The sequence below is a fragment of the Methylobacterium mesophilicum SR1.6/6 genome, from assembly GCF_000364445.2.
Taxonomy (GTDB): domain Bacteria; phylum Pseudomonadota; class Alphaproteobacteria; order Rhizobiales; family Beijerinckiaceae; genus Methylobacterium; species Methylobacterium mesophilicum_A.
In genome coordinates this window covers 2,386,009-2,408,038 of record NZ_CP043538.1, presented here as the reverse complement: position 1 = coordinate 2,408,038, position 22,030 = coordinate 2,386,009, and the positions used below count along the sequence as shown (strand labels likewise).

Below are 22,030 nucleotides of genomic sequence, written 5' to 3'. Positions count from 1 at the left end.
CAAGACACGCGCCGGCCCGTCGAAGGCAAAGGTCTTCAGAGCTGTGCGCCGAGCTCGGACGATAGGCGTTCGGCGGCCTCCCGAAGCCGCGGCTTCAGGATCTCAGCCTGCTCGATCGTCAGCCGAGAGGACGGGCCGGAGAGAGCGAGGGCACCGATCAGCCGCTGCTCGGTTCCGAACACCGGCATCGCCACCGACGCCACGTGAGGGTCGGTGATGCCGGAGGAGTAGAGCGGGACCTCCATGGCCGCGCGGTCAGAAGCCCTTCGGTCGCTGAAAGTCCGCAGGACCCGGGCGATGGCCGACTCGTCCATCGGCCGCATGTCGCCGGGGCGGACGTTCATCCGCAGCGGTGACGGCGAGTCCGCCCGGAACAGGCACAGTCGCTGGTTGCCCCGGCGGATGTAGAACGAGGCCGTCTCCAGGGACTCGGCCGCGAGACGCTCCAGCACGGGGACGATCCGCTCCTCCAGCGCGAAGGATTGCTGGTAGACGGAGCCGATGCGAGCCGCCTCGACGCCGAGGCGGTAGCGCCCGTCGTCGAGGCGCTCGATCAGGTTGAACTTCTCCAGCGAGATGCACAGGCGCATGATCGTGCTCTTCACGAGCGCCGTGCGGCGGGCGAGCTCGGAGAGTTCCAGAGCATCGTCCCCCCGGCGGAACGCGGTGAGCACCGTCAGCACCCGGTCGGCCGAAGCGACGCCTTCGAGATTCGGCCGCGCCCGCGCCTCCTTCGCCATCTGCTCGCACCGTTCCGGTTTCGCTGGGTCCGTGATGCGCGATCCATAGCCATCCGTCATCCGCTCACCAAGGCGTGACACCGCCTTGCCCACGGCATCGTTGACAGGGCCGGCCGTTTGAGCGAGTAAAAACGAAACGTCGTTTCAAAAATGACGATTCGGGAGTGGACGTCATGGCGCGAGGGCAACAGGCCCCGGCTCCGGCCCACGCGGTCGACGAGCGAAACCTCCATCGCAAGATGATGCGGCGGATCCTGCCGTTCCTCTTCGTGTGCTACGTGGTCAGCTATCTGGACCGCGTGAATGTCGGCTTCGCCGCGCTCACGATGAACGCCCATATCGGTCTCACCGCGACGTCCTTCGGCATCGGCGCGGGCCTGTTCTTCCTGGGCTACTTCCTCGCCGAGATCCCCAGCAACCTGATCATGATGCGCGTCGGGGCCAGGCTCTGGATCGCGCGGATCATGATCACCTGGGGTCTCGTCTCGGCGGGGACCGCCTTCGTGACCGGCCCGATCCAGTTCGGCATCGCCCGGTTCCTCCTCGGCCTCGGCGAGGCGGGCTTCGTGCCCGGCGTCTTCCTCTACCTGAGCCTCTGGTTTCCCTCTGCGGTGCGGGCGCGGGCGACCGCGCTGTTCCTGCTCGGGATCCCGGTCGCCAACATCGTCGGCTCGCCGATTTCCGGCGCGCTGGTCCAGGTCGAGGGCTTCGGCCTCGCCGGATGGCAGTGGCTCCTCATCCTCGAAGCCCTGCCGGCGGTGATCCTCGGCATCGTCTGCCTCTTCGTCCTCACCGATCGGCCGGAGAAGGCGCAGTGGCTCACGCCCGCGGAGCGCGACGTGCTCGTCGCCAAGCTCGCCGAGGAGAAGGCCACCATCGAGAGAAAGCATCCGATGACCTTGGCGCAGGCGCTTCGGAACTGGCGGGTTCTGACCCTCGCGGCGATCAACTTCTGCGCCATTATCGGCTCCCTCGGCATCGGCCTGTGGCTGCCGCAGATCATCAAGCAGCTCGGGCTCGCGACCTCGCTGGTCGGGTTCGTGACCGCCATCCCGTACCTCTGCGGCGCTGTGGCGATGGTGGTGTGGGGCCGCCTGTCCGACCGGGGCAGCGACCGCACGATCTATCCCGCGATCGCGCTGTTCGTCGGCGCCGCCGCGCTGACGGCGAGCGCCCTCACGCCGACGCCGCTTTTGACCGTCGCGGCGCTCTGCGTCGCGGTGATGGGCATCAACGCCTTCGTGGCGACCTTCTGGGCCGTGCCGTCCGGCTTCCTCACCGGACGCGCGGCGGCGGGCGGGATCGCGATGATCGTCTCGATCGGCAATCTCGGCGGCTTCGCCGGCCCCTACCTGATCGGTCTGGTGCGCGACGTCTCGGGCGGGTTCACGGCTCCGCTCCTCATGGTCGCGGGGATCCTCCTCATCGGCGCCCTGACGATGCTGGCCTTCGGCCGGCAGGTCCGCCGGGACGCGGTCCCGGTTGCGGTCCTGGCCTGACCGTCATGATCCCGCTTCTCCCCCCGGGCCGAAGATCCCGTCGCTGGACGCGGCCTTCCGCGCCGGGCTGCGCGTGCGCGGCTTCGCGGGCGACCTGACCATGACCGAGGCCGACCGCACCGTGCTGGCCATGGATATCTCGATCTCCGCCGAGGTCCCCCGCGACCCCAGCGCCGCCAGCCTGCGCCTCGCCGGGCGGACCACCGGCCTCACCGCATAGCCCGACAGGAGCACACCATGGCAGATCGCACGCAATTCCGGCTCGGCCTCGTCGGCTACGGCGAGATCGGCAGCACGCTCGGCGCCGGCCTGCGCGGTGCCGGCCTCGGATCGATCGCCTGCTACGACAAGTACGCCTTCGAGGGCCCCTACGCGGACCTTATCCAGGCACGGGCCAGGGAGTCCGGAGTCACCCTCGTCCGCTCGAACGCGGGCCTCGCCGAGGCCGCCGACCTGATCGTCAGCGTCACGCCGGGCGCGTCTTCCCTGGAGAGCGCCGACGCCTTTGCGTCGGTGCTGACGAGCCGCCACACCTTCCTCGACTTCGCCTCGGCCACGCCGAAGATCAAGCAGACCGTCGCGGGCAAGCTCGAAGCCACCGGCGCGCTGCTCGGCGACGGCTCGATCGAGGGCACGCCGCTCCACGGCTATTCCATGCGGATGCTGTCGAGCGGCCCGGCCGGCGAGCAGGTCCGCGACCTGCTGAATCCATGGGGCATGCAGATCGAGTTCACCGGCCCGGTGCTCGGCACCGCCTCGGGGATCAAGATCATCCGCTCGGTCCTCATCAAGGGGATCGAGGCGCTCACCGACGAGATGCTGCTGGCCGCCCGGCAGTACGGCATCGACGAGGTCGTCCTCGCCTCGGCCTCCAAGACCCTCGCCCGACCGTGGATGGACACGGTCCAGAGCCTGACCCCCTCGGGGGCGATCCACGCCAAGCGCCGGGCCGAGGAGCTGGAGATGTCGGCCGACGCCGTCGCCGATGCCGGCGTCGAGCCGATCATGGCCCGCGCCGTCGCCCAGCGCCTGCGCTGGAAGGAGAGCCTCGGCCTGAAGGATCACTTCAAGGGCGTCGTCCCGCGGACCTACCGGGAGGCCCTCGACGCCATGGTGCTCAAAGCCGGCCTCAAGCCCGTCGCCTGACGCACCCCTCGACTCCCCGCATCGCAGGACGAACAGCCATGGCCATCGGTTTCAAGATCCACCCGCGCACCCGCACGGTCGAGCCCACCACCGTCGAGAAGTTCAGGGCCATCGCGGTCGCCAACATCAGCGACTCCATGAACCGCATGGCGCATGGCGGGCCGCGCCTCAGGCCGCTCCATGCCGGCGGCGTCATGTCCGGCGTCGCGCTCACCGTCAGGACGCGGCCCGGCGACAACCTGATGGTGCACGCCGCCCTCAACCGCGCGAAGGCCGGCGACGTCCTCGTCATCGACGCGGGCGGCGACCTGACCAACGCCCTCATCGGCGAGCTCATGCTCTCGCAGGCCCAGCATGTCGGCGTCGCCGGCGTGGTCGTGAACGGCGCGGTGCGCGACTACGGCTGGATCCGCTCCGGCAGCTTCCCGGTCTTCGCCGCCGGCGTCACCCACCGCGGCCCCTACAAGAACGGCCCGGGCGAGGTGAACGCCACCATCGCCATCGACGGCATGGTGATCGAGCCGGGCGATCTCATCGTCGGCGACGATGACGGCTTCGTCTGCGTGCCCTTCGACAGGACCGAGGAGGTCTTCGCCGCCGCCGACACGAAGCAGCAGGGCGAGGCGAAGACCATGGCGGCGATCAAGGCCGGCACCGTCGACCGCTCCTGGGTCGAGCGCGCCCTCGCGGAGGCGGGCTGCGAGGGGATCTGACCTCGCGAGATCCGGCCGGCTCACCCGTCCTTGCTTCGCTCACGCTCGCAACGACGAGACGACAACACAGCAAAGGGAGAAAGGGCGATGGCCGTCGAAGAGCACGCCAAGCATCCGCTCGAGACGGCGACGATGCGCCGGGTGATCATCCGGCTCGTCCCGTTCCTGATGCTCTGCTATTTCTGCGCCCTGCTCGACCGGGTGAACGTGGGCTTCGCCGCCCTGCAGATGAACAAGGATCTCGGGTTGACGCCGGCCATGTTCGGCTTCGCGGCGAGCCTGTTCTTCGTCTCGTACTTCCTGGTCGAGGTTCCGAGCAATCTCGCCCTGCAGAAGGTCGGCGCCCGGCGCTGGATCGCCCGCATCATGATCACCTGGGGCTTGGTCACCATGGGCATGGCCCTCGTGACCGGTCCCCACTCCCTCTACGCGATGCGCTTCATCCTGGGCGCGGCCGAGGCCGGCTTCTTCCCCGGGGCGATCCTCTACCTGACCTACTGGCTGCCGAGCGCGTACCGGGCGCGGATCCTGGCGACCTTCACGGTCTCGATCCCGCTCGCGACCTTCCTCGGGTCGCCCCTCTCCGTGACGCTCCTCGAACTCGACGGGCTGCTCGGGCTCAAGGGCTGGCAGTGGCTCTTCGTGCTGGAGGGTCTGCCGACCGTCTGCCTCGGCATCGCCTGCCTGTTCGTGCTGACCGACCGGCCCCGCGACGCGACGTGGCTCCGCGACGACGAGCGCACCTGGCTCGTCGGGCGCCTCGACGAGGAGGCGGCCAAGCGCAAGCCGATCGGCCACATCTCGCTCTGGCAGCTCGCCCGCAACAAGTACTTCCTGACCATGGCCCTCGTCTGTTCCGGCGCCTCGGCGACGGGGAGCGTCCTGTCTGTGTGGCAGCCGCAGATGATCAAGTCGTTCGGGCTGACGAACCTGCAGACCGGCTTCGTCAACGCGATCCCCTACGGCATCGCCACGGTCCTGATGGTGCTCTGGGGCCGCCACTCCGACCGCCAGGGCGAGCGGCGCTGGCACACGGCGATCCCGCTGCTGCTCGCCGCCTCCGGCTTGGCGTACCTCAACCTCACCGGCGGCATCGCCACGACCGTCCTCGCCGTGTCCTTCGCCCTCGTCGGCGCCTACGCGTTCAAGGGGCCGTTCTGGGCGCTCTCCGCCGGCTGGCTCTCGCCGGGGACGCTGGCGGCGGGACTCGCCGGGATCAACGCGATCTCGAACCTGATCGGCGGCGGCCTGATGGTGAACGTGGTCGGACTCGTGAAGGACGCGAACGGCAGCTTCCCCCTCGGCATGCTCCCGGTCGCGGCGCTCGACGCCGCCGCCGCGCTCAGCGTGATCCTGATCAGCCGCGCCCATGCCCGCGAGGCCCACGCCGCGGCGCTGCCCGCCTGAGCCACCTCCCACGCGTCCACACCGAGGACACGCGATGTCGTTCTTCGCTCCCCCGCCGGCCGTGACGGCCGAGATCTTCACGCGTCTGCCCGACCGCTTCCGCAAGGTACGGCCAACAGCCTGGGCGAACGCCAACCGGGGCGGCCACGCCATCGACTCCTTCCTGGAAGGACCCGTCTTCGACCGGGCCGGCCGCCTCTACGTCACCGACATCCCCTTCGGCCGGATCTTCCGCATCGACCAGGCCGGCGAATGGGACCTCGTCGCCGAATACGACGGCTGGCCCAACGGGATGAAGATCCACCGAGACGGCCGGATCTTCATCACCTGCTACAAGCGCGGCCTGATGCTCCTCGATCCCGACACGGGGGCGGTGACGCCGTTCCTGGACACAGCGGGCTCGGAGGGCTTTCGCGGGGTCAACGACCTGACCTTCGCGAAGACCGGCGACCTCTACTTCACCGATCAGGGCCAGACCGGGCTGCAGGATCCGACCGGCCGGGTCTACCGCCTGCGCCCCTCCGGCGAGCTGACCTGCCTCGTGGACACGGTGCCGAGCCCGAACGGCATCGTCATCGACGATGCCATGGGCAGCCTGTTCGTGGCCGTGACCCGTGCCCAGCAGATCTGGCGCATCCCCCTGAACGCCAGCGGCCTCGTCGCCAAGGTCGGCGTGTTCGCGCAACTGCACGGCGGGCTCGGCGGCCCGGACGGCATCGCGCTCGATGCCGAGGGCTGCCTGATCGTCGCCCATACCGGGTTCGGCTCGATCTGGCGGCTGTCGCCGGTCGCCGAGCCGCTGCTGCGGGTGAAGTCGCCCGCCGGGATCTCGACCACCAACGTCGCCTATGGCGGCCCGGACGGCGCGACGCTGTTCATCACCGAATCCCAGACCGGCAGCATCCTCACGGCGCGGATGCCGGCCGCCGGCCAGACCCTCTTCTCGCATCATTGAACGGATCGGACGGATGATCCCCTCGACGACCCGCCGCGCGCATCTCGCGGCCCTCATGGCCGGCGCCGCCCTGGGCGTCGGGCTGCGACCTGTCTTGGCGCAGACCGTGCCCTGGTCCTCGGGCACGGATCGGCCGAGCTTCGCCGTGCCGCCGGGCGCCACGGACTGCCACCACCACATCTACGATGCGCGCTTCCCGGCCGCGCCCGGCGCCACCCTGCGGCCGCCGGATGCCAGCGTCGCGGATTACCGCCTCCTGATGCAGCGCCTCGGCATCGCCCGGCACGTCGTGGTGCAGCCCTCGACCTACGGGGTCGACAACGGCCTCCTGGTCCAATCCCTGAAGGCGTTCGGGCCGACCGCCCGGGGCATCGCGATGCTCGACGCCTCGGTCACGCCGGAGGAACTGAAGCGCCTGGACGCGGCCGGCATCCGCGGCGTCCGGTTCGGGACGCGCTTGCCGGGCGGCGCACCGATCACCGACATGGCGCCGGTCGCCCGCAAGATCGCCGACCTCGGCTGGCATATCCAGCTGGTCTCCGACGGCGACAAGATCGTGGAACTGGCCGACAGCCTGAAGGGCCTGCCGGTCCCGGTCGTCTTCGACCATATGGGCCACCTGCCCGAGCCCGCCGGCCCCGACCATCCGGGCTTCAAGGTCATCGCCAACCTGATCGAGACGCACGGCGCCTGGGTGAAGCTCACCGGCGCCTACATTCTCTCGAAGGTCGGACCGCCGAGCTACGCCGACCGGAGCCGCCTCGCCCGCGCCTTCGTGCAATGCGCCCCCGAGCGCCTCGTCTGGGGCAGCGACTGGCCGCATCCGACCTCCCCGGCCGACGCGAAGCCGGACGATGCCGTGCTCCTCGACCTCCTGGCGGGCTGGGCCCCCGACGAGACGGTGCGGAACCGGATCCTCGTGTCCAACCCGGCCAAGCTCTACGGCTTCTGATTCGATCCCCTGGAGTGAGGATCACGCACATGCGCGGCCTAACCCGATCCCGGCGCACCATCCTCAAGGGCGGGGCGACGCTCGCTCTGGCCGCGGCCGCCGGCCTGCGTCACCGCCCGGCTGGCGCAGCGGAGGACTTCCCCTTCTCGTCGGGGACGGAGGCACCGACGACCGCCGTTCCGCCGAACGCCTGCGACTGCCACATCCACATCCTGTCGACCCGCTTCCCGGCCTCGCCCCACTGGAAGGGCCAGCCGGTGCTGGACAGTGACGTCGCCGCCTACCGCCGCTTGCAGGCGCGCCTCGGGACCAGCCGGGTGGTGGTGGTGACGCCCTCGACCTACGGCACCGACAACCGCGCGACCCTCGACGGCGTGGCGCAGTTCGGTCGTTCGGCCCGCGCGGTGGTCGTGGTCGATCTCGACATCGCCGAGGCCGAGCTCCGGGCCATGGCGGCCCAGGGCGCGGTGGGCATCCGCGTGAATTTCGGCACGCCGCAATCCTGGGGACCGACCACCGCCGAGCGCCTGGAGGCGATGGCCCGCAAGGTCGAGCCCCTTGGCTGGCACGTCCAGATCTACGCGACCGGCGACCAGATCGCTCTTTTGGAGCCGGTGCTACGGCGCCTTCCGACGCCCCTCGTCATCGATCACCTGGCGCGGCTTCCGCCGGACCGGGGCGTGGATCATCCCGCCTACGCCGTGGTGCGTGGGCTGCTCGACGGCGGTCGCACGTGGATGAAGCTGTCGGGCGCCTATCTCAACACCGCCAGCGGACCGCCCGCCTACGCCGATGCCACGGCAGTCGCGAAGTCCTTCGCGGCGGCGGCCCCGGAGCGGATGGTCTGGGGCAGCGACTGGCCGCACCGGGGCGAGAAGCACATGCCGGACGATGCCCGGCTGCTCGACATTCTGACCGCATGGGTGCCCGACGACCGAGCGCGGGCGCGGGTTCTGGTCGACAATCCTGCGGAGCTCTACGGGTTCGCCTGAATAGGCGTGTCGATCCCGCTCAGGACGGGAGCCCTGGTAATCGGTTTCACTTTCCGCGGCTGTCCATGCCGAACCGGACGTCGAAATCGCCCGCGAAGCGGCCAGCAGTACAGACGGTTATCGGATCCGAGGAGCAGCCGGACGTTCGCGCGGTACTCGGGGCCGGCTCAGCTCGCGGCATCGAGGGCCTGCTGGCGGATGCGAAACGCGAGTTGCTTCAAGGCGACCTCGCACGCATTGGTCACGTGGAGCCGGGCCAGCTGCTCCGCTTTCGCGGCATCGCGGGCCCGAAAGGCTTCGACGAGGGCATCGATCTCGGCCAGACTGTGCGGTAGCCGCTCAGGATGCATCAGGGATGTCGCGCGCAGCAGATTGATCCGGGAGTAGAAGCCGCGCAGGATCTCGCGGACGAGCGCATTCCCGCAATGGCTGAGCATGACATCGTACAGGGCGCCCTTTGCCCGCAAGACGCGATCCGTGTCGCCGCTATCAGCCGCCTCGCGCAGATGCCCGGCTGCCTGCCCGAATTCCGCGATCGCCGCGTTCGAGGCTTGAGCCGCGAATTCGTGCGCCGCGTAGCCCTCCAAGACGGCGCGCAGCGCGTAGAGCTGACGCGCTTCCTCCACCGAGATCGATGCCACGACCGGGCCTTTGTGCGGCACCGTATGGACGAGCTTCTCGGCCTCCAGCTTGCGCAGAGCCTCACGCACGGAGGCGCGGCTGACGCCAAGCCCCTCGCACAATTCGCGCTCGATCAGCCGCTCGCCCGGCGCGTAGACGCCCGAGGTGATCGCCTCGCGGACGGCGTCCTCGACCTTCTGGCGGAGCGTATCCGGCTGGATGGCCCTGATCTTGTTCATCGCTTGGCGTTCGCGGACCGACGTCGAGCTAGACGGGTGACATGGTGCACCGTCGGGTGGCAAGGCATGCCCCCCGGGACGTGCTTCGTCGCGCCCGTCATCCGGCCGGCCAGTCCGGCCATCAGCCCCGGCGCCGTGCGGCCAATTCGTCGCGCAGGATGGGCGCGGCCAGTTCCGCACCGTGCATGCCGATCAGGCTGACGATCTCGAGAACCTCCATGAGTTCCTCCTTGGTCGCCCCGTAGCCGAGCGCGTTCTTCATGTGCATCTTCAGGCCCGGCACGTAGAGATGGGTCGCCGCCGCGTCGAAGGCGCAGTAGACGAACTCCTTCATCTTCGGGGTCAGGACGCCGTGACGCCAGGGCCAGGCCGAGAAGTCGAGATAGCCCTCGAACAGGTCGGGATCGAGTTCGAGGAGACCGTCCCAGAACGCGTGCCAGTAGCCCCGGTCGCGGGTGAAGTCGGATTTCAGCCGCTCCTGCCGCGGCGTCAGCGGTGCGGGGCCGCTCCGCTGGCCGGCTTCCTCCAGCACCTCCAGCAGCAGCGGCACGCCGATGTTGCAGGCGTGGATGCCGAGGGTCGCCGTCAGCGCGAGAACCTCCGTGATCTCGTCGGCCGTCGCGCCCGCGTCGAGGGCGTTGCGAATCTGGCGACGGGTCCCGGGCGCGTAGAGATGCGTCGCGGCGGTCGCGGCCGAGAGCGCGATCAGGGCGCGGTCCTTGGCGCCGAGATGGTTCTTGCGCACCGGGACCGTCGCCAGCCGCGCCCAGGCGTCGAGGAAGCCCGGGGCCAGCTCGGCCAAGGCCGCCTGCTCGGCGTCCCAGTAGCCGAGCTGCTCCGTTACCGTGTGCCGAAGGGTGTCCGGGTTCGGCGCGGTCCCGGTCATGCCGTGGCTCCGGCGTAGTCGGCCTCGATCACCTCGTCCTGCCAGTCGGTCTTGCCGAGCGAGATCGCCGTGTGGAGCAGGTAGCTGTCGGCGGCCGCGCCGTGCCAGTGCCGCTCGTCCGCCGGGATCCAGACGGTGTCGCCCGCCCGGATCGGCTGCGCCTTCTGGCCCGCGACGCAGATCCAGCCCTTGCCGGCGGTCACCTGCAGGATCTGGCCCTGCGCGTGCGCGTGCCAGAAGGTCCGCGCACCGGGCGTGAAGAAGACGTTGTTGATCATCACGCCGCCCGTCGACTGCATCACCGGGTCGGCCCAGACCTGCCCGGTGAAGGTCGGCCCGCGGCTCTCGGACTTCGCGCTGGTCTCGCGACCGTGGAAGATCTGCATCGTATCCTCTCAGTTCTCGTGTCGGTTGCCGTGGAGCCGGACGCCGCCGGAGACGTCGCCGATGGCGTCGACGACGCGGTTGGAGATGACGTCGCCGTAGCCGAGCGCCGTGGCGAGGCCGAAGCTCGCCATCGGGCCGGACGCGTTGAGGGAGGCGACGCCGAGTTCGTGCAGGAGATCGGTGTAGAGGACGACGTCCTTGGTCATCAGCTTGCCGGTCAGGCCGCCTTCCAGGTAGTCGCCGTCCACGATCTTGGGGAAACGGTTCAGCGTCGCGAAATTGACGCCGCTGGAGGCGTTCAGCACCTCCAGGAGCCGGTGCAGGTCGAGCCCGGCCTTCCGGCCCGCGACCATGACCTCCGCGGTGGCCGCGAGGCTGACCGCGTTCAGGAAGTTGTTGAGCAGCTTGGTCGTGTGGCCGGCACCGGAAGCACCCATCACGACGACCTTCTGGGCGATCGGCGCGAAGACCCAGTCCAGCCGGTCGATCACCGCCGGATCGCCGCCGACCATCAGGGTCAGCGTGCCCTTCTCGGCCGCGGCGGCGCCGCCGGAGATGCCCGCGTCCACGTAGGCGACGCCGCGCTCGGCCAGCGCCGCGGCGATGCGGCGCGTCGAGCTGGCGGAGGCCGTGCTCAGGTCGACGACGATCTGCCCGTCCCGGCAGCCCGCCAGGACACCGCCCTCGCCGAGCACGACGCGCTCGACCACCTTGCTGTCGGGCAGGGACATCAGGACCACGTCCGCTTCACCGACGACCGCGGCGATCGAGGCCGCGTCCGTCGCGCCCCAGCGCGAAGCGGCCTCCCGGTCGGTGTCGAAGCCGACCACATCGATCCCCGCCCCGGTCAGGCGGCGCGTCATGCGGCCGCCCATGTTGCCGAGCCCGATGAAGCCGATCCGGTTCTGGTGCATGCTGCGTCCTCCGCGCGGCGTCCGGCTCAGTGGCCGGTGCCGAAATCGACGTCCCTGGTCTCCGGACCGATGAGCGCGCCCACGGTGCCGATCAGGCCACCGACGATCAGCAGGGCCACGGGCGTCAGCGCGAGCGGCATCAGCGCGCTCAACCAGTCCATGTAGAAGGCGTAGAAGGACGGGATCACCACCGAGAGGCTGAAGCCGATACCGAAGCCGGTGGCGCGGACATCCGTGGCGAAGCGCTCGTTGATGTAGGTGACGATGACGCCCCAGGGCGAGGTCACGATCACCGCCAGGAGGCTGACCAGCAGTACGCGGGTGCCGAACGCCATCTCGGGCGTGACCGTCAGCGTGTAGAGGATGTACGCGCCGACGGTCGCGATCAGCGGGCCGACGATCACGAAGAAGCGCCGGCGGCCGATGACCTGCCCCAGCAGGCCGGAGCCGATGTAGCTGAAGAACAGGATCGTGTAGCAGATCATCAGCGTCGCGGTCAGCGCGAAGCCGTTGAGGTGCAGGGTCTTCACCAGCAACCCGGTCGGCATGTAGATCGTGATGATGTTCTGCGTCGTCCAGAAGCCGGTCATCAGCAGCAGGACCTGCAGGAGGTCGCGGCCGCCCTTCCCGGAGAACAGGCCCGCCATGGGCGATGCCTCGGCCTGTTCGGCCCCGGCGGCGGCCTCCTTCTTCCAGACCTCCGATTCCGAGACCTTGTGGACGTAGTAGAGGGCGAGCAGGCCGGCGAGCGCCGCGCCGACGATGAAGGGGATGCGCCAGCCCCAGACCGTGTAGGGCGACCCGGGCCCGTCGAGCGGGAACAGGTAGAACATCAGCATCGTGATGAGGTTGATGCTCACATAGGCGGCCGGGAAGCCCGCGATGATCAGGCCGCCGACGAAGCCGCGCTTGTCCTTCTTGGAATACTCGATGGCGAGCGGCATCGCGCCCGTGTAGCCGCCCCCGAGGAAGATCCCGTCGAGGAATCGCAGCAGCACCAGCAGGATGTACGAGGCGAGGCCGAGCGTCTCGTAGCCCGGGAGCAGGCCGATCAGCAGCGTGATCACGCCGAAGCCCGCCACCGAATAGATCGAGGCGGCCCGGCGTCCGACCTTGTCGGCGATCAGGCCGAAGATGAGGGCGCCGATCGGGCGGCCGAGCAGCGTGGTGATGAACACCAGCGAGGCCAGCACCGTCTCCACTTGGGGAGACAGGTTCTTCGGCTGGAACATGAACATCACCGGTGCCAGCGCGACCACCGGCAGGTAGATGTCGAACATGTCGATGTATTCGGAGAAGAACGCGCCCCGGATGGCGCTCTTGCGCTTCTCCTCGATCGACTGGGACGAGGCCGGGCGCGCGCCCGCTGCGTCCGTTGCCAAGGCTGCCGACGTGACCGTCATGGCGTCTCCCTCCCTGTGATCGTGCCGCGCATTTTTTGACTGCGTCGGTCCGTGTGCGGGCTCGCGCCCGCGCATGCGTTCGCGGGATCAGCGCCCGCCGGCGTGTTCCTCGTCCCACGCGGCGATCGCCGCGGAGGCGGTCCGGAAGGCGGCCAGGGCCGCCGGGGCACCGCAATAGACGAGCGCCTGCATCAGCACGGCCTGGATCTCGTCCCGGGTCACGCCGTTGTTGAGCGCGCCTTTGACGTGGACGCCGAGCTCGTGATGCTGGTTCATCGCCGTCAGCATCGCGAGGTTGAGCATGCTGCGGGTCTTGAACGGCAGCGTCTCGTCGCCCCAGACCGCGCCCCAGCAATACTCGGTCACCAGGCGCTGGACCGGGCGGTTGAACGCGTCGGCATTGGCCCAGGACTTCTCGACATGGGCGGCGCCGAGGACGGTCTTGCGGTTCTCGAAACCCTGGCCGAACAGCTCGCTCTCGTCGGACATCTGGTTCTCCTGGTCGGGGCCGATGCCCGCGGGCGCCGGCCGCATCGCGCGGGACGGTTCAGTCGAGGCCGAAGCCGATCATCGCCTTGGTCTCGAGGTATTCCTGGAGACCGGCCTCGCCCCATTCCCGGCCGTTGCCGGACTGGCGGTAGCCGCCGAACGGCGCGCTGACGTCCGGGGGCGGGTAGTTGATGTGGACCTGCCCGCCGATCAGCCGCCGCGCCACGGCGCGCGCCCGGTCGCGGTCCCGCCCCTGCACGTAGGCGGCGAGCCCGTAGCGCGAGCCGTTGGCGATCGCGATCGCATCGTCCTCGCTGTCGTAGGCGAGGATCGACAGGACCGGGCCGAAGATCTCCTCCCGCGCGATGGTCATGTCGGGAGTCACGTCGGCGAAGATTGTCGGGCGGACGTAGAAGCCGCGGTCGAGGTGGTCCGGCCGGTCCGGACCGCCGGCGACGAGCCGCGCGCCCTCCGCGATGCCGGTGCGGATCAGGCCGACGACGCGCTCGTACTGGGTGCGGTTGACCACCGGGCCGAGATCCGTCTCGGGGTCCGCGGTCGGGCCGAGCCGGAAACCCGCCGCGGCCTCGGCCGCGATGGCGGCCGCCTCGTCCATCCGGGCCCGGGGCACGAGCATCCGCGTCGGGATGGAGCAGGACTGGCCGGAATTGGTGCAGCAGGCCGCGACGCCGCGCCGGACCGCCTGATCGAAGTCGACGTCCTCCAGCAGGATGTTGGCGGACTTGCCGCCGAGTTCCTGCGCGACGCGCTTGATGGTCGGGGCCGCCGCCCGGGCGATCTCGATCCCGGCGCGGGTCGACCCGGTGAACGAGACCATGTCGATCCCCGGATGGGCGGCGATCGCGGCGCCGACGCCGGGGCCGTCCCCGTTCACGAGGTTGAACACGCCCGGCGGCACGCCCGCGTCGTGCAGGACCTGCGCGAACAGCATCGCGCTGACCGCCGAGTACTCGCTGGGCTTGAGCACCATCGTGCAGCCGGCCGCGAGCGCCGGGGCGATCTTCACGACGATCTGGTTGATCGGCCAGTTCCACGGGGTGATCAGCCCGCAGACGCCGATCGGCTCGCGCCGGATCCGGGTGGTGCCGCGATCCTCCTCGAAGGCGAAGCCCTCCATGACCGCGATGAGCGCGTTGAGGTGCGCCGGTCCCCGCGCCGCCTGCCCCTTGCGGGCGAAGCCGATGGGCGAGCCCATCTCCTGCCGGATCGTTTCGGCGAAGGTCTCGAACCGCTCCTCGAAGAGCGCCAGGATCCGGCGCAGGAGCGCCACGCGTTCGGCGGGCGCCGTCTCCGAGAAGGCCGGGAAGGCGGCGCGGGCCGCGCGCACGGCCCGGTCGACATCCTCGGCATCGCCGAGCGCGAGGGTGCCGAACGCCGTCTCGGTGGCGGGATCGATCAGCGGGAACGGCCGGGCCGCGACCGGCTCGACCCAGGCGCCGTCGATGTAGAAGCGGCTCAGGTCCGGGAGCGCCATCGTGTCAGGCTACCTCGGCCAGCAGGCGGTACATCTCGGTGTGGTCGGCCGTGGGCCCGACCCCGCCGGCGATCGCGTGCCAGGTCTCGATGCAGTGCCGGCCGAACCCGAGCGGGTAGTCGACCGATTGTGCCAGGGCCCCGGCGATGCCGAGATCCTTGTCCATCAGTTTCAGCGAGAAGCCCGAGGCGAAGCTGCCGCTGAGCATGAACTGCTTGACCTTGTTCTCGGAGGTGTTGCTGCGCCCGGACGAGGCGTTGAGCACATCCGTCATGGCCTCCGGCGCGATGCCGAAGCGCTGCGCCACGTGGAGCGCCTCGACGGTGGCGAGCAGGCCCGCGGCGGAGACGAAATTGTTCAGCGCCTTGGCGGCATGGCCCGACCCGGCCGGGCCGATATGCAGGACGGATGAGCCCATCGCCTCCAGCACCGGCCGCCAGCGGGCGAGGAGATCCGCCTCGCCGCCGACGAGGATCGCGAGCGTGCCGTCCACCGCGCGCCGCACGCCGCCCGAGACCGGCGCGTCGAGATAGCCGAGCCCCTTCCCGGCGAGCGTCTCGCCGAGGGCGCGGGAGCGCACCGGCTCCGACGAGCTCATGTCGATCACGGTGGCGCCGGCCGGGAGCGCGTCGGCCCAGCCCTCGTCAAGCAGCACCGCCTCCACGATGGCCGAGTTCGGCAGCATCGTGATCAGCAGGTCGAGCCCGGCCGCATTCTCCCGCGTGAGCGCCGTCGCGCCGAGGTCCCGGGCGAGCGCGTCGGTCCGGCCTGCATCCGCGTCGAGCAGGCGGAGCGCGTGCCCCGCCTTGGCGAGGCACCGGCTCATGGGGTCGCCCATCATGCCGAGGCCGACGACGCCGATGGTTCTCTGTTCCATGCCGTAAATGTCCCTCTGGGCGATCACCCGACTGGCGTCGCGTGTCCCCGTCAGCGCAGGGCGGAAAAGTCCGTGGGGGCGAGGAAGGTGTTCTCGATCCGGGCGACGATCGGCCGGTCCTTCTCGGTCTCGGCGCGGGCGGCGATCCAGTCCGGATCGACCTGGAAGGCGTTCCAGCGCGCCTCGCGCTGGGCCATGTCGTCCCATTTGAGCAGGTAGGTGAGCGCATGGTTGTCGGGACCGACGAGCGTGGTCCAGAAGCCGATCTGCTCGATGCCGTATTTCTGGAAAAAGCCGAGCGTGGTGGAGCGGAACCGCTCCAGCAGGGCCGGCAGTCGTGTCGGGGCGCAGTAGTAGACGCGCATCTCGACGATCATGGAATCCTCCGGTCAGTAGGTCGGTGAGGCAGTCGGTGGCTGGTCGACGCGCACGATCCAGCCTGCGGCGTCTTCGAACGCCTGCGGGTAGATCGCGAGAACCTGCGGATCGTGACCCGGGACGATGTGATCCTCGGACTCGGCCAGACGCCGGACCGTCCGGTAGCCCTCGAACATGTCGCCGACGTTGTAGACGATCGGATAGGCGAGCCGGCGGCCGATATTGGCGAAGAAGTGCGCGGCGTCGGAGGCCAGCACGACCCAGCCGCGGGCGGTCCGGACCCGGACGATCTGCAGGCCGTCCGAGTGGCCGCCGACCCGGTGGAGGGTAATCCCCGGATAGAGCGTGTCGGTCGCCTCGCGGAAGCAGACGCGGTCCTGGAAAAGCCGGTCCACCATCGCCTTCACGTCCTCGGCGGCGAAGGGGTGGCGCACCTCCGGATGGCACATGCACCGGCCGGTGCAGAAGGCCATCTCGCGTTCCTGGACATGGAAGCGGGCGTTCGGAAACAGGTCGTGGTTTCCGGCGTGGTCGTAGTGCAGATGGGTCAGGACGACGTCTTCGACCTTTCGCGGGTCGACGCCGATCCGCGCCAAGCCTTCCTCGACCGGCCTGACGATGTTGCGACCTCGTTTCATGGCCATCGCTCGGTCGAAGCCCGTGTCGACAACGACTGTCCTGGCGCCTCCACGAATGACCCAGACAAAATAATCGATCGGCATCGGACCGTCGTGGATATCCCCGCCGATGAAGTTCTCGCGGGCCATACGGTGATGATGCGCGTATTTGATCGCGTAGATCTCGAAGATCTCAGCGTCCATGCGGGCGTTTCCTTCAGGCGGCCGATTCGCTCGGCTCTCCCTCGCGGATGCGTGCCATCCGCAACCGCTAAAGAGCATTTCGTCAGACAATCTGTCAATCAGTCATTTTGGTTCTAAAGTGTGATCGGTCCCCCGGGGTTGATCGGGCTTCCCAGAGTTTCGGCAACCGAGATCTCGGAACGGTCCTGCGTGCATGACAGGACCGCCAAGCCTGACGCGGCCGCGTGTTGAGCCAGCATCCCCGCGGACGGATTGGTGAAACGCGATCGCCGCACCGACGCCGCTCACGATCGGGGAGGCTCTCGAACGCGCACCCCATCAGCCAACTCTGGATCGTTCGCGGACGGACATGCATCCGGCCGGCTCTGCGCACGGTGAGGACAACCCGTTGAAGCAGCGCGGATTGAGGAGCGCGCCGCTGTGATCGACGACGGCATGGGCCGGATAACCCGGCACGTGCGCGCCTCGGCCAACCTGCTCCGTCTGCGCCAAGGTCAAAGATGCTTTGGAAAGAGAGCCATGAAAGACGGCGAAGTTTAAAAGCAGCGAACCGACTTGATCATGCCTTCCCGCTCCGAATACATCAGCTCTCGAGCAAGTTGGCTGGATCTGGGTCGACCCTGCAATTACCGTTTCCTTTTTCTTGAATCTCAGCAGGGCGCGTAGGTCACGATCTGGCTGAACGCCGACCCAAGATCGAATTGACTGCCCCGGGCTTCGCGCGGCGTCGCCTGCGGATCCTGAGCTTGACGATCCATCAGCCCTGGGACTCGCTCGACCCGCGTCCTCGCTGCCCTGAAAGTCGCGGGGTCCGGGACAGACTTGTATCGGCAGCTTGAGGCCGCCGCGCCTCACAAGCTTGCCGGCAAAGCGAGCCACATCGTCAGCGCCATCAGCGCATGTGCGTGTCGAACATCCTTATTGGAAGCGATCCAAAGTTTGGCTGATCTTGGACGTTGCTCACGGTTCCGCTTGCCGCCGGAGGCGGATTGTGCAGATTGTCGCGCCCGACGCTGCCCGACATGAGTTGATCCGCCGACGCATGAGCCTCACCGTCGACCAGATCCTCGCGCTCGCCCCGGACGCGTCGAGCCGCAATGCCGGCCAAGGTCTGGCGAAGCCCGCGACGTGGAGCGGGCTCGGCCGGGCGGGCGCGGCGATCTTCGGCGAGGTGAAGGGCAGCGGCGCGAGCCCCTACCGCACGGTCGCCGATCCCGCGAAGGCGGCCTCGAAATGCACCTGCCCGAGCCGCAAGTTCCCCTGCAAGCATGCCCTCGGGCTGATGCTGATCGACGCCGCGACGCCGCTCCCGGAGGCCCCGCCGCCGGACTGGGTGAGCGCCTGGATGGCCGGGCGCGAGAACCGCGCCGCGGCCGCAGAGAGCCGGGCTCGCGAGCCGGATCGGCCGGTAGATCTCAAGGCCCAGGCCAAGCGGCGGCAGGCGCGCGCCGACCGCGTCGCCGCAGCACTGGACGAGCTCGATCTCTGGCTCTCCGACCTGATGCGCCGGGGGCTCGCGGCAGCGCGTGCCGAGCCCTACGCGGTGTTCGACCGGATGGCCGGTCGGCTCGTGGATGGACAGGTGCCCGGCCTCGCGCGGCGGGTGCGGGCCCTGCCAGGGCTCGCAGCCGCGGGCCCGGTACCCGGCGCGCCCAAACCCGAGGCGGCGCTGGCGCTGGCCGTCGGCCAGATCGCCCTCCTCGTCCGTGCCGCGCGTCGCCTCAGCCTTCTGGACCCCGAGCAGGCTGCCGGCGTCCGCGCTGCGCTCGGCCTGCCCGTGGCGGCGGATACCCTGGCGACCCGCCCGGGACACGACGATGACTGGGCGGTGCTCGCCCATTCGGTCGAGGAGGAGGATCGGCTCGTCGCCCGCTCGGTCTGGCTCGCGGGCCGCCGCACGGGCGCCGTCGCGCAGGTGATCGCGTACGGGCCGCCGGGGACGCCGCTTCCCGAGACCCCCGCTGCCGGCCAGGACTTTTCCGGTACGCTCGCCTTCCATCCCGGCGATCCGGCCCTGCGCGCGGTCCTGCGCGACGGGAGGCCCGTCGCGGCGGCGTCGGTCGCGCTGCCGGGGGGCGGCACGGTCGAAGTAGCCCGCGACGTCTTCGCCGCGGTGCTGACACGGGCGCCCTGGACTGAGCGGTGGCCCCTGCGCCTCTGCGGCGTTCGCCTCGGGCGCCTCGCGGACGATTCGGCCTTCGCGGTCGGGGACGCCACCGGCTGCCTGCCCCTGCGCGCATCACCGCACCTGCCGGCACTCCTCGCCGTCGCGGCAGGACATCCGGTGGACCTGTTCGGCCTGTACGACGGGATCGGACTCGCGCCCCTGGCGCTGGTCGCGCACGGGCGGCTCTACACGGTGCCGCCCCAGGAGATGCGTCCGATCCTGCTTCAGGCGGCCTGATGGAGGCCGTCGCCGCGTCGGATCCGGATTGGGATGCAGCCCTGGCCGCTGCACTGCTTGGCGCCGACCGCGTTCCATCCGCCGCGTCGAACGCCCCGCTGCCCGGCCTCGATCCCGTCGGCGCGCCGGGAGGCGCCCTCCTGGCGCAGATCGCCGTGCAAGGCCTTGTCCACCGTGCCGCCGCCGGCCTCGGACCGGAGGCCCTGCGGGCCGCACCGGAGCGGCCGGTGGACGGCCCGGAATGCCCGCCGGCCGCGGCGCGACGCCTTCAGGCCCTCTTGGCTGCCGGATCGTCCGCGGAACCGCGGCGGCGGGAGTGGTTCGCGCTCGCCGCGGAGGCCGGCCTTCGCGCCCCGTCCTGGTTGCATGCGGAACTCGCGGGCGTGCGCGGCGGCGAGGCCGCGCTGGCCCGATCCATCGCCGGTGCGGAACTCGACTGGCTCGCGCGAGCCTGCGGCGCGGAGATCGCCGCGCCGGACGCGGCCGCGGCTGCGGCCGAAGGCGAGGCTGAGAACAGGGTCGATGACTCACCCGCCGATCGCTATCGGGCCCTGATCGCCCTCCGCCAACGCGATCCGGACGGTGCTCGCGACGCCCTGGTCTCCGGCTTCAAGGCCGAGAAGGCGAAGCTGCGCGCCCAACTCCTGTCGGCCCTCGACGAGGGCCTGAACCCCGCGGATGAGCCGTTCCTCGAAGGCTGCCTCGACGACCGTGCGGCCGAGGTGCGCGCCTGCGCGCAAAGGCTGCTCACGCGTTTGCCAGGCTCACGGCTGGGGGCTCGCATGGCCGAGCGGGCCCGGACGGCCCTCGCCATCGAGAGCCGGCGCCACCTCCTCATCCGCACGCGGCACGCGCTCGTCGTCACCTTGCCAGAGGAGGCGCCGGACCTGGTCCGCGACGGGATCGAGCCGAACGCCTACGCGCGCGACGACGGCGGCCGGCGGGCCGGGCTGCTCCGCGACATCCTGGCGGCGGCGCCGCTCGGCGCCTTCGCCGACCACCCGCCGCGGCTCTGGGTCGATCTCGCCCTGCAGAGCGAGTGGTCGATCCCGCTTCTCGAAGGCTTTCTCCGCTGCGTCAGCCGGGAGCGCGACCCGGTGTGGATCCACGCCATGGCCGAAGGCCTGTTCATGGCCTGGAACGGGCGCCTGCCGGGCGTGAAGCGGGCCGACGCGCTCACCGACCTGTGGGCAAGGAGCGTGGGCTTGATGCCGGCCCCGGCGTGGGAGGAGGCCGTCGCGTCCCTGCTGCACAGCCACGGGGTCGGCGCGCTCCCGCTGCTCGCCAAGGCACCGCCGCACTTCTCACCCACGTTCACCGACGCGCTGATGTCGTGGATCGCCGCCGTCAGCCGCGGCACCGGCGCGGCGCAGGAGGCCCTCACACGCGCCTGGATCATCGGGCGCTTCGGCAACAGCGCGGCCCCGACCGAGCGGGCCGCTGCGGCGGCCGCGTCGATCCTCGCCGGGCTGCCGGAAGGGGAGGGCAGTCGCCTGCGCGGGCAACTCGCCAGCTTGGCCGAGACCCTGGAACTGCGCGCCGCCATGCGGCGCGAGTTCGGTAACCAGATCGCGGAGGGGAGGGCGCTTCGGACATGACGACGGACGTGACGCAGACGCAGCAGGGTGGGGCGCGGCTGCGCCAGGCTGCCGAGGATGCCTTCGCCGAGGAGATCGCGGCGCTCAAGGCCGCGGACGACCGGCCGCGCCCGCCGAACTGGCTGCTCTCCCCCCAGGCGGTCGTCACCTATCTGCTCGGCGGCCGTCTCCGCTCCGGATTCGAGGTGACGCCGAAATACATCGGCGAGCGGCGCCTGATGGAGGTGGCGGTTGCGACGCTCGCCACCGACCGGGCGCTCCTGCTCCTCGGCGTGCCCGGCACGGCCAAGAGCTGGGTCAGCGAGCACCTCGCCGCCGCGATCTGCGGCACATCGCGGCTGATCGTGCAGGGCACGGCGGGCACGAGCGAGGAAGCGATCCGCTATGGCTGGAACTACGCGCTGCTGCTGGCCAAGGGGCCGAGCCGGGAGGCGGTCGTCGCGTCGCCGATCATGCGGGCCATGGAGGCGGGGACGATCGCCCGCGTCGAGGAGCTGACCCGGATCCCGTCCGAGACGCAGGACAGCTTCATCACGGTCCTCTCGGAGAAGACCCTGCCGATTCCCGAACTCAACGCGGAGGTGTCGGCCCGGAAGGGCTTCAACCTTATTGCCACGGCCAACAACCGCGACCGCGGTGTCAACGAGCTGTCCAGCGCCCTGAAGCGCCGCTTCAACACCGTGGTGCTGCCGCCGCCCGCCACGATCGAGGCGGAGATCGCGATCGTGGAGACCCGCGTGGCCTCGCTCGGCCGCGCCTTTGAGATCCCGGCCGAGCCGCCGGGCGCCGACGAGATCCGCCGCGTCGTCACGATCTTCCGCGAGCTGCGCGAGGGTGTCACCGAGGACGGCAAGTCCAAGGTGAAGCAGCCTTCCGGCACGCTCTCGACGGCCGAGGCGATCAGCGTCGTCGGCAACGGGCTCGCGCTCGCCGCCCATTTCGGCGACGGCCGGCTCTCGGCGGAAGACCTCGTGTCGGGCATCGCGGGCGCCGTGGTGAAGGATCCCGTGCAGGATGCGGTTGTCTGGCGGGAGTATCTCGAGACCGTGGTCAAGGAGCGCGAGGGCTGGCGCGACTTCTACCGCGCCGCCCGCGCGAGCGCGTGAGCGGGGGT

Annotated in this window: 22 protein-coding genes; 11 read left to right on the top strand and 11 right to left on the bottom strand. The window is 70.0% G+C overall.

Annotated elements, in window-relative coordinates:
- Nucleotides 1–35: 35 nt before the first annotated feature.
- Nucleotides 36–740 carry an IclR family transcriptional regulator gene (locus MMSR116_RS11530; RefSeq protein WP_010683008.1) on the bottom strand — a complete coding sequence of 235 codons (705 nt, stop codon included), beginning with the start codon at nucleotides 738–740 and terminating at the stop codon, nucleotides 36–38.
- A 173-nt stretch (nucleotides 741–913) separates the two neighbouring features.
- Between MMSR116_RS11530 and MMSR116_RS11525 the strand changes: the two genes are divergently transcribed.
- The 8 genes from MMSR116_RS11525 to MMSR116_RS11490 all read left to right on the top strand — a co-directional run bounded on the left by MMSR116_RS11525 (nucleotide 914) and on the right by MMSR116_RS11490 (nucleotide 8,404).
- Nucleotides 914–2,239, top strand: a complete 1,326-nt coding sequence (locus MMSR116_RS11525) for an MFS transporter (RefSeq protein ID WP_010683009.1) — start codon at nucleotides 914–916, stop codon at nucleotides 2,237–2,239.
- Nucleotides 2,223–2,459 carry a hypothetical protein gene (locus MMSR116_RS11520; protein ID WP_010683010.1) on the top strand — a complete coding sequence of 79 codons (237 nt, stop codon included), beginning with the start codon at nucleotides 2,223–2,225 and terminating at the stop codon, nucleotides 2,457–2,459. The genes MMSR116_RS11525 and MMSR116_RS11520 overlap by 17 nt, the downstream gene beginning before the upstream one ends.
- A gap of 17 nt (nucleotides 2,460–2,476) precedes the next feature.
- Nucleotides 2,477–3,385 carry a DUF1932 domain-containing protein gene (locus MMSR116_RS11515; RefSeq protein WP_010683011.1) on the top strand — a complete coding sequence of 303 codons (909 nt, stop codon included), beginning with the start codon at nucleotides 2,477–2,479 and terminating at the stop codon, nucleotides 3,383–3,385.
- 38 nt (nucleotides 3,386–3,423) lie between these two features.
- Nucleotides 3,424–4,098: an RraA family protein gene (locus tag MMSR116_RS11510; protein ID WP_010683012.1), complete on the top strand. Its 675-nt coding sequence runs from the start codon at nucleotides 3,424–3,426 to the stop codon at nucleotides 4,096–4,098.
- An 87-nt stretch (nucleotides 4,099–4,185) separates the two neighbouring features.
- Nucleotides 4,186–5,505, top strand: a complete 1,320-nt coding sequence (locus tag MMSR116_RS11505) for an MFS transporter (protein ID WP_010683013.1) — start codon at nucleotides 4,186–4,188, stop codon at nucleotides 5,503–5,505.
- 34 nt (nucleotides 5,506–5,539) lie between these two features.
- Nucleotides 5,540–6,460 (top strand): SMP-30/gluconolactonase/LRE family protein, encoded by a 921-nt coding sequence (locus MMSR116_RS11500; RefSeq protein WP_010683014.1) that lies wholly within the window; start codon nucleotides 5,540–5,542, stop codon nucleotides 6,458–6,460.
- 13 nt (nucleotides 6,461–6,473) lie between these two features.
- A complete protein-coding gene (locus MMSR116_RS11495) occupies nucleotides 6,474–7,412 on the top strand; it encodes an amidohydrolase family protein (RefSeq protein WP_010683015.1) in 939 nt (312 codons plus the stop codon).
- 29 nt (nucleotides 7,413–7,441) lie between these two features.
- A complete protein-coding gene (locus tag MMSR116_RS11490; RefSeq protein ID WP_010683016.1) occupies nucleotides 7,442–8,404 on the top strand; it encodes an amidohydrolase family protein in 963 nt (320 codons plus the stop codon).
- 167 nt (nucleotides 8,405–8,571) lie between these two features.
- On the opposite strand, the gene MMSR116_RS11485 is transcribed toward MMSR116_RS11490, so the two are convergent.
- The 10 genes from MMSR116_RS11485 to MMSR116_RS11440 form a co-directional block, all read right to left on the bottom strand.
- Nucleotides 8,572–9,264: a GntR family transcriptional regulator gene (locus tag MMSR116_RS11485; RefSeq protein ID WP_010683017.1), complete on the bottom strand. Its 693-nt coding sequence runs from the start codon at nucleotides 9,262–9,264 to the stop codon at nucleotides 8,572–8,574.
- 121 nt (nucleotides 9,265–9,385) lie between these two features.
- Nucleotides 9,386–10,150, bottom strand: coding sequence for a carboxymuconolactone decarboxylase family protein (locus MMSR116_RS11480; protein WP_010683018.1), 765 nt, complete (start codon nucleotides 10,148–10,150; stop codon nucleotides 9,386–9,388).
- Nucleotides 10,147–10,536 (bottom strand): cupin domain-containing protein, encoded by a 390-nt coding sequence (locus MMSR116_RS11475; protein WP_010683019.1) that lies wholly within the window; start codon nucleotides 10,534–10,536, stop codon nucleotides 10,147–10,149. Before MMSR116_RS11475 ends, MMSR116_RS11480 begins: the two co-directional genes overlap by 4 nt.
- A 9-nt stretch (nucleotides 10,537–10,545) precedes the next feature.
- Nucleotides 10,546–11,451, bottom strand: a complete 906-nt coding sequence (locus MMSR116_RS11470) for an NAD(P)-dependent oxidoreductase (protein WP_010683020.1) — start codon at nucleotides 11,449–11,451, stop codon at nucleotides 10,546–10,548.
- A gap of 26 nt (nucleotides 11,452–11,477) precedes the next feature.
- Nucleotides 11,478–12,854, bottom strand: coding sequence for an MFS transporter (locus MMSR116_RS11465; RefSeq protein WP_010683021.1), 1,377 nt, complete (start codon nucleotides 12,852–12,854; stop codon nucleotides 11,478–11,480).
- Nucleotides 12,855–12,941: 87 nt separating this feature from the next.
- Complete coding sequence (locus tag MMSR116_RS11460) at nucleotides 12,942–13,343, bottom strand: carboxymuconolactone decarboxylase family protein (RefSeq protein ID WP_010683022.1); 402 nt, start codon at nucleotides 13,341–13,343, stop codon at nucleotides 12,942–12,944.
- Nucleotides 13,344–13,401: 58 nt separating this feature from the next.
- The gene (locus MMSR116_RS11455) at nucleotides 13,402–14,838 is read right to left on the bottom strand and encodes an aldehyde dehydrogenase family protein (protein WP_010683023.1); all 1,437 of its coding nucleotides are present in this window, start codon (nucleotides 14,836–14,838) and stop codon (nucleotides 13,402–13,404) included.
- A 4-nt stretch (nucleotides 14,839–14,842) separates the two neighbouring features.
- The gene (locus MMSR116_RS11450) at nucleotides 14,843–15,715 is read right to left on the bottom strand and encodes an NAD(P)-dependent oxidoreductase (protein WP_010683024.1); all 873 of its coding nucleotides are present in this window, start codon (nucleotides 15,713–15,715) and stop codon (nucleotides 14,843–14,845) included.
- 50 nt (nucleotides 15,716–15,765) lie between these two features.
- Nucleotides 15,766–16,092, bottom strand: coding sequence for an NIPSNAP family protein (locus MMSR116_RS11445; protein WP_010683025.1), 327 nt, complete (start codon nucleotides 16,090–16,092; stop codon nucleotides 15,766–15,768).
- A gap of 12 nt (nucleotides 16,093–16,104) precedes the next feature.
- Entirely contained in the window at nucleotides 16,105–16,914 is an 810-nt protein-coding gene (locus tag MMSR116_RS11440; protein WP_010683026.1) for an N-acyl homoserine lactonase family protein, read from the bottom strand.
- A 1,042-nt stretch (nucleotides 16,915–17,956) separates the two neighbouring features.
- On the opposite strand from MMSR116_RS11440, the gene MMSR116_RS11435 reads away from it, so the two are divergent.
- The 3 genes from MMSR116_RS11435 to MMSR116_RS11425 are packed head-to-tail and all read left to right on the top strand — an operon-like array spanning nucleotide 17,957 to nucleotide 22,022.
- Nucleotides 17,957–19,318, top strand: coding sequence for an SWIM zinc finger family protein (locus MMSR116_RS11435; RefSeq protein ID WP_010683028.1), 1,362 nt, complete (start codon nucleotides 17,957–17,959; stop codon nucleotides 19,316–19,318).
- A complete protein-coding gene (locus MMSR116_RS11430) occupies nucleotides 19,318–20,916 on the top strand; it encodes a DUF5691 domain-containing protein (protein ID WP_010683029.1) in 1,599 nt (532 codons plus the stop codon). Before MMSR116_RS11435 ends, MMSR116_RS11430 begins: the two co-directional genes overlap by 1 nt.
- The gene (locus tag MMSR116_RS11425; RefSeq protein WP_010683030.1) at nucleotides 20,913–22,022 is read left to right on the top strand and encodes an ATP-binding protein; all 1,110 of its coding nucleotides are present in this window, start codon (nucleotides 20,913–20,915) and stop codon (nucleotides 22,020–22,022) included. The genes MMSR116_RS11430 and MMSR116_RS11425 overlap by 4 nt, the downstream gene beginning before the upstream one ends.
- The last annotated feature ends 8 nt before the right edge of the window (nucleotides 22,023–22,030 follow it).

Coding starts and splice junctions, on each gene's coding strand:
- MMSR116_RS11530 (WP_010683008.1), bottom strand. CDS start 740: ATGGCGAAGGAGGCGCGGGCGCGGCCGAATCTCGAAGGCGTCGCTTCG.
- MMSR116_RS11525 (WP_010683009.1), top strand. CDS start 914: ATGGCGCGAGGGCAACAGGCCCCGGCTCCGGCCCACGCGGTCGACGAG.
- MMSR116_RS11515 (WP_010683011.1), top strand. CDS start 2,477: ATGGCAGATCGCACGCAATTCCGGCTCGGCCTCGTCGGCTACGGCGAG.
- MMSR116_RS11510 (WP_010683012.1), top strand. CDS start 3,424: ATGGCCATCGGTTTCAAGATCCACCCGCGCACCCGCACGGTCGAGCCC.
- MMSR116_RS11505 (WP_010683013.1), top strand. CDS start 4,186: ATGGCCGTCGAAGAGCACGCCAAGCATCCGCTCGAGACGGCGACGATG.
- MMSR116_RS11500 (WP_010683014.1), top strand. CDS start 5,540: ATGTCGTTCTTCGCTCCCCCGCCGGCCGTGACGGCCGAGATCTTCACG.
- MMSR116_RS11495 (WP_010683015.1), top strand. CDS start 6,474: ATGATCCCCTCGACGACCCGCCGCGCGCATCTCGCGGCCCTCATGGCC.
- MMSR116_RS11490 (WP_010683016.1), top strand. CDS start 7,442: ATGCGCGGCCTAACCCGATCCCGGCGCACCATCCTCAAGGGCGGGGCG.
- MMSR116_RS11485 (WP_010683017.1), bottom strand. CDS start 9,264: ATGAACAAGATCAGGGCCATCCAGCCGGATACGCTCCGCCAGAAGGTC.
- MMSR116_RS11480 (WP_010683018.1), bottom strand. CDS start 10,150: ATGACCGGGACCGCGCCGAACCCGGACACCCTTCGGCACACGGTAACG.
- MMSR116_RS11475 (WP_010683019.1), bottom strand. CDS start 10,536: ATGCAGATCTTCCACGGTCGCGAGACCAGCGCGAAGTCCGAGAGCCGC.
- MMSR116_RS11470 (WP_010683020.1), bottom strand. CDS start 11,451: ATGCACCAGAACCGGATCGGCTTCATCGGGCTCGGCAACATGGGCGGC.
- MMSR116_RS11465 (WP_010683021.1), bottom strand. CDS start 12,854: ATGACGGTCACGTCGGCAGCCTTGGCAACGGACGCAGCGGGCGCGCGC.
- MMSR116_RS11460 (WP_010683022.1), bottom strand. CDS start 13,343: ATGTCCGACGAGAGCGAGCTGTTCGGCCAGGGTTTCGAGAACCGCAAG.
- MMSR116_RS11455 (WP_010683023.1), bottom strand. CDS start 14,838: ATGGCGCTCCCGGACCTGAGCCGCTTCTACATCGACGGCGCCTGGGTC.
- MMSR116_RS11450 (WP_010683024.1), bottom strand. CDS start 15,715: ATGGAACAGAGAACCATCGGCGTCGTCGGCCTCGGCATGATGGGCGAC.
- MMSR116_RS11445 (WP_010683025.1), bottom strand. CDS start 16,092: ATGATCGTCGAGATGCGCGTCTACTACTGCGCCCCGACACGACTGCCG.
- MMSR116_RS11440 (WP_010683026.1), bottom strand. CDS start 16,914: ATGGACGCTGAGATCTTCGAGATCTACGCGATCAAATACGCGCATCAT.
- MMSR116_RS11435 (WP_010683028.1), top strand. CDS start 17,957: ATGAGCCTCACCGTCGACCAGATCCTCGCGCTCGCCCCGGACGCGTCG.
- MMSR116_RS11430 (WP_010683029.1), top strand. CDS start 19,318: ATGGAGGCCGTCGCCGCGTCGGATCCGGATTGGGATGCAGCCCTGGCC.
- MMSR116_RS11425 (WP_010683030.1), top strand. CDS start 20,913: ATGACGACGGACGTGACGCAGACGCAGCAGGGTGGGGCGCGGCTGCGC.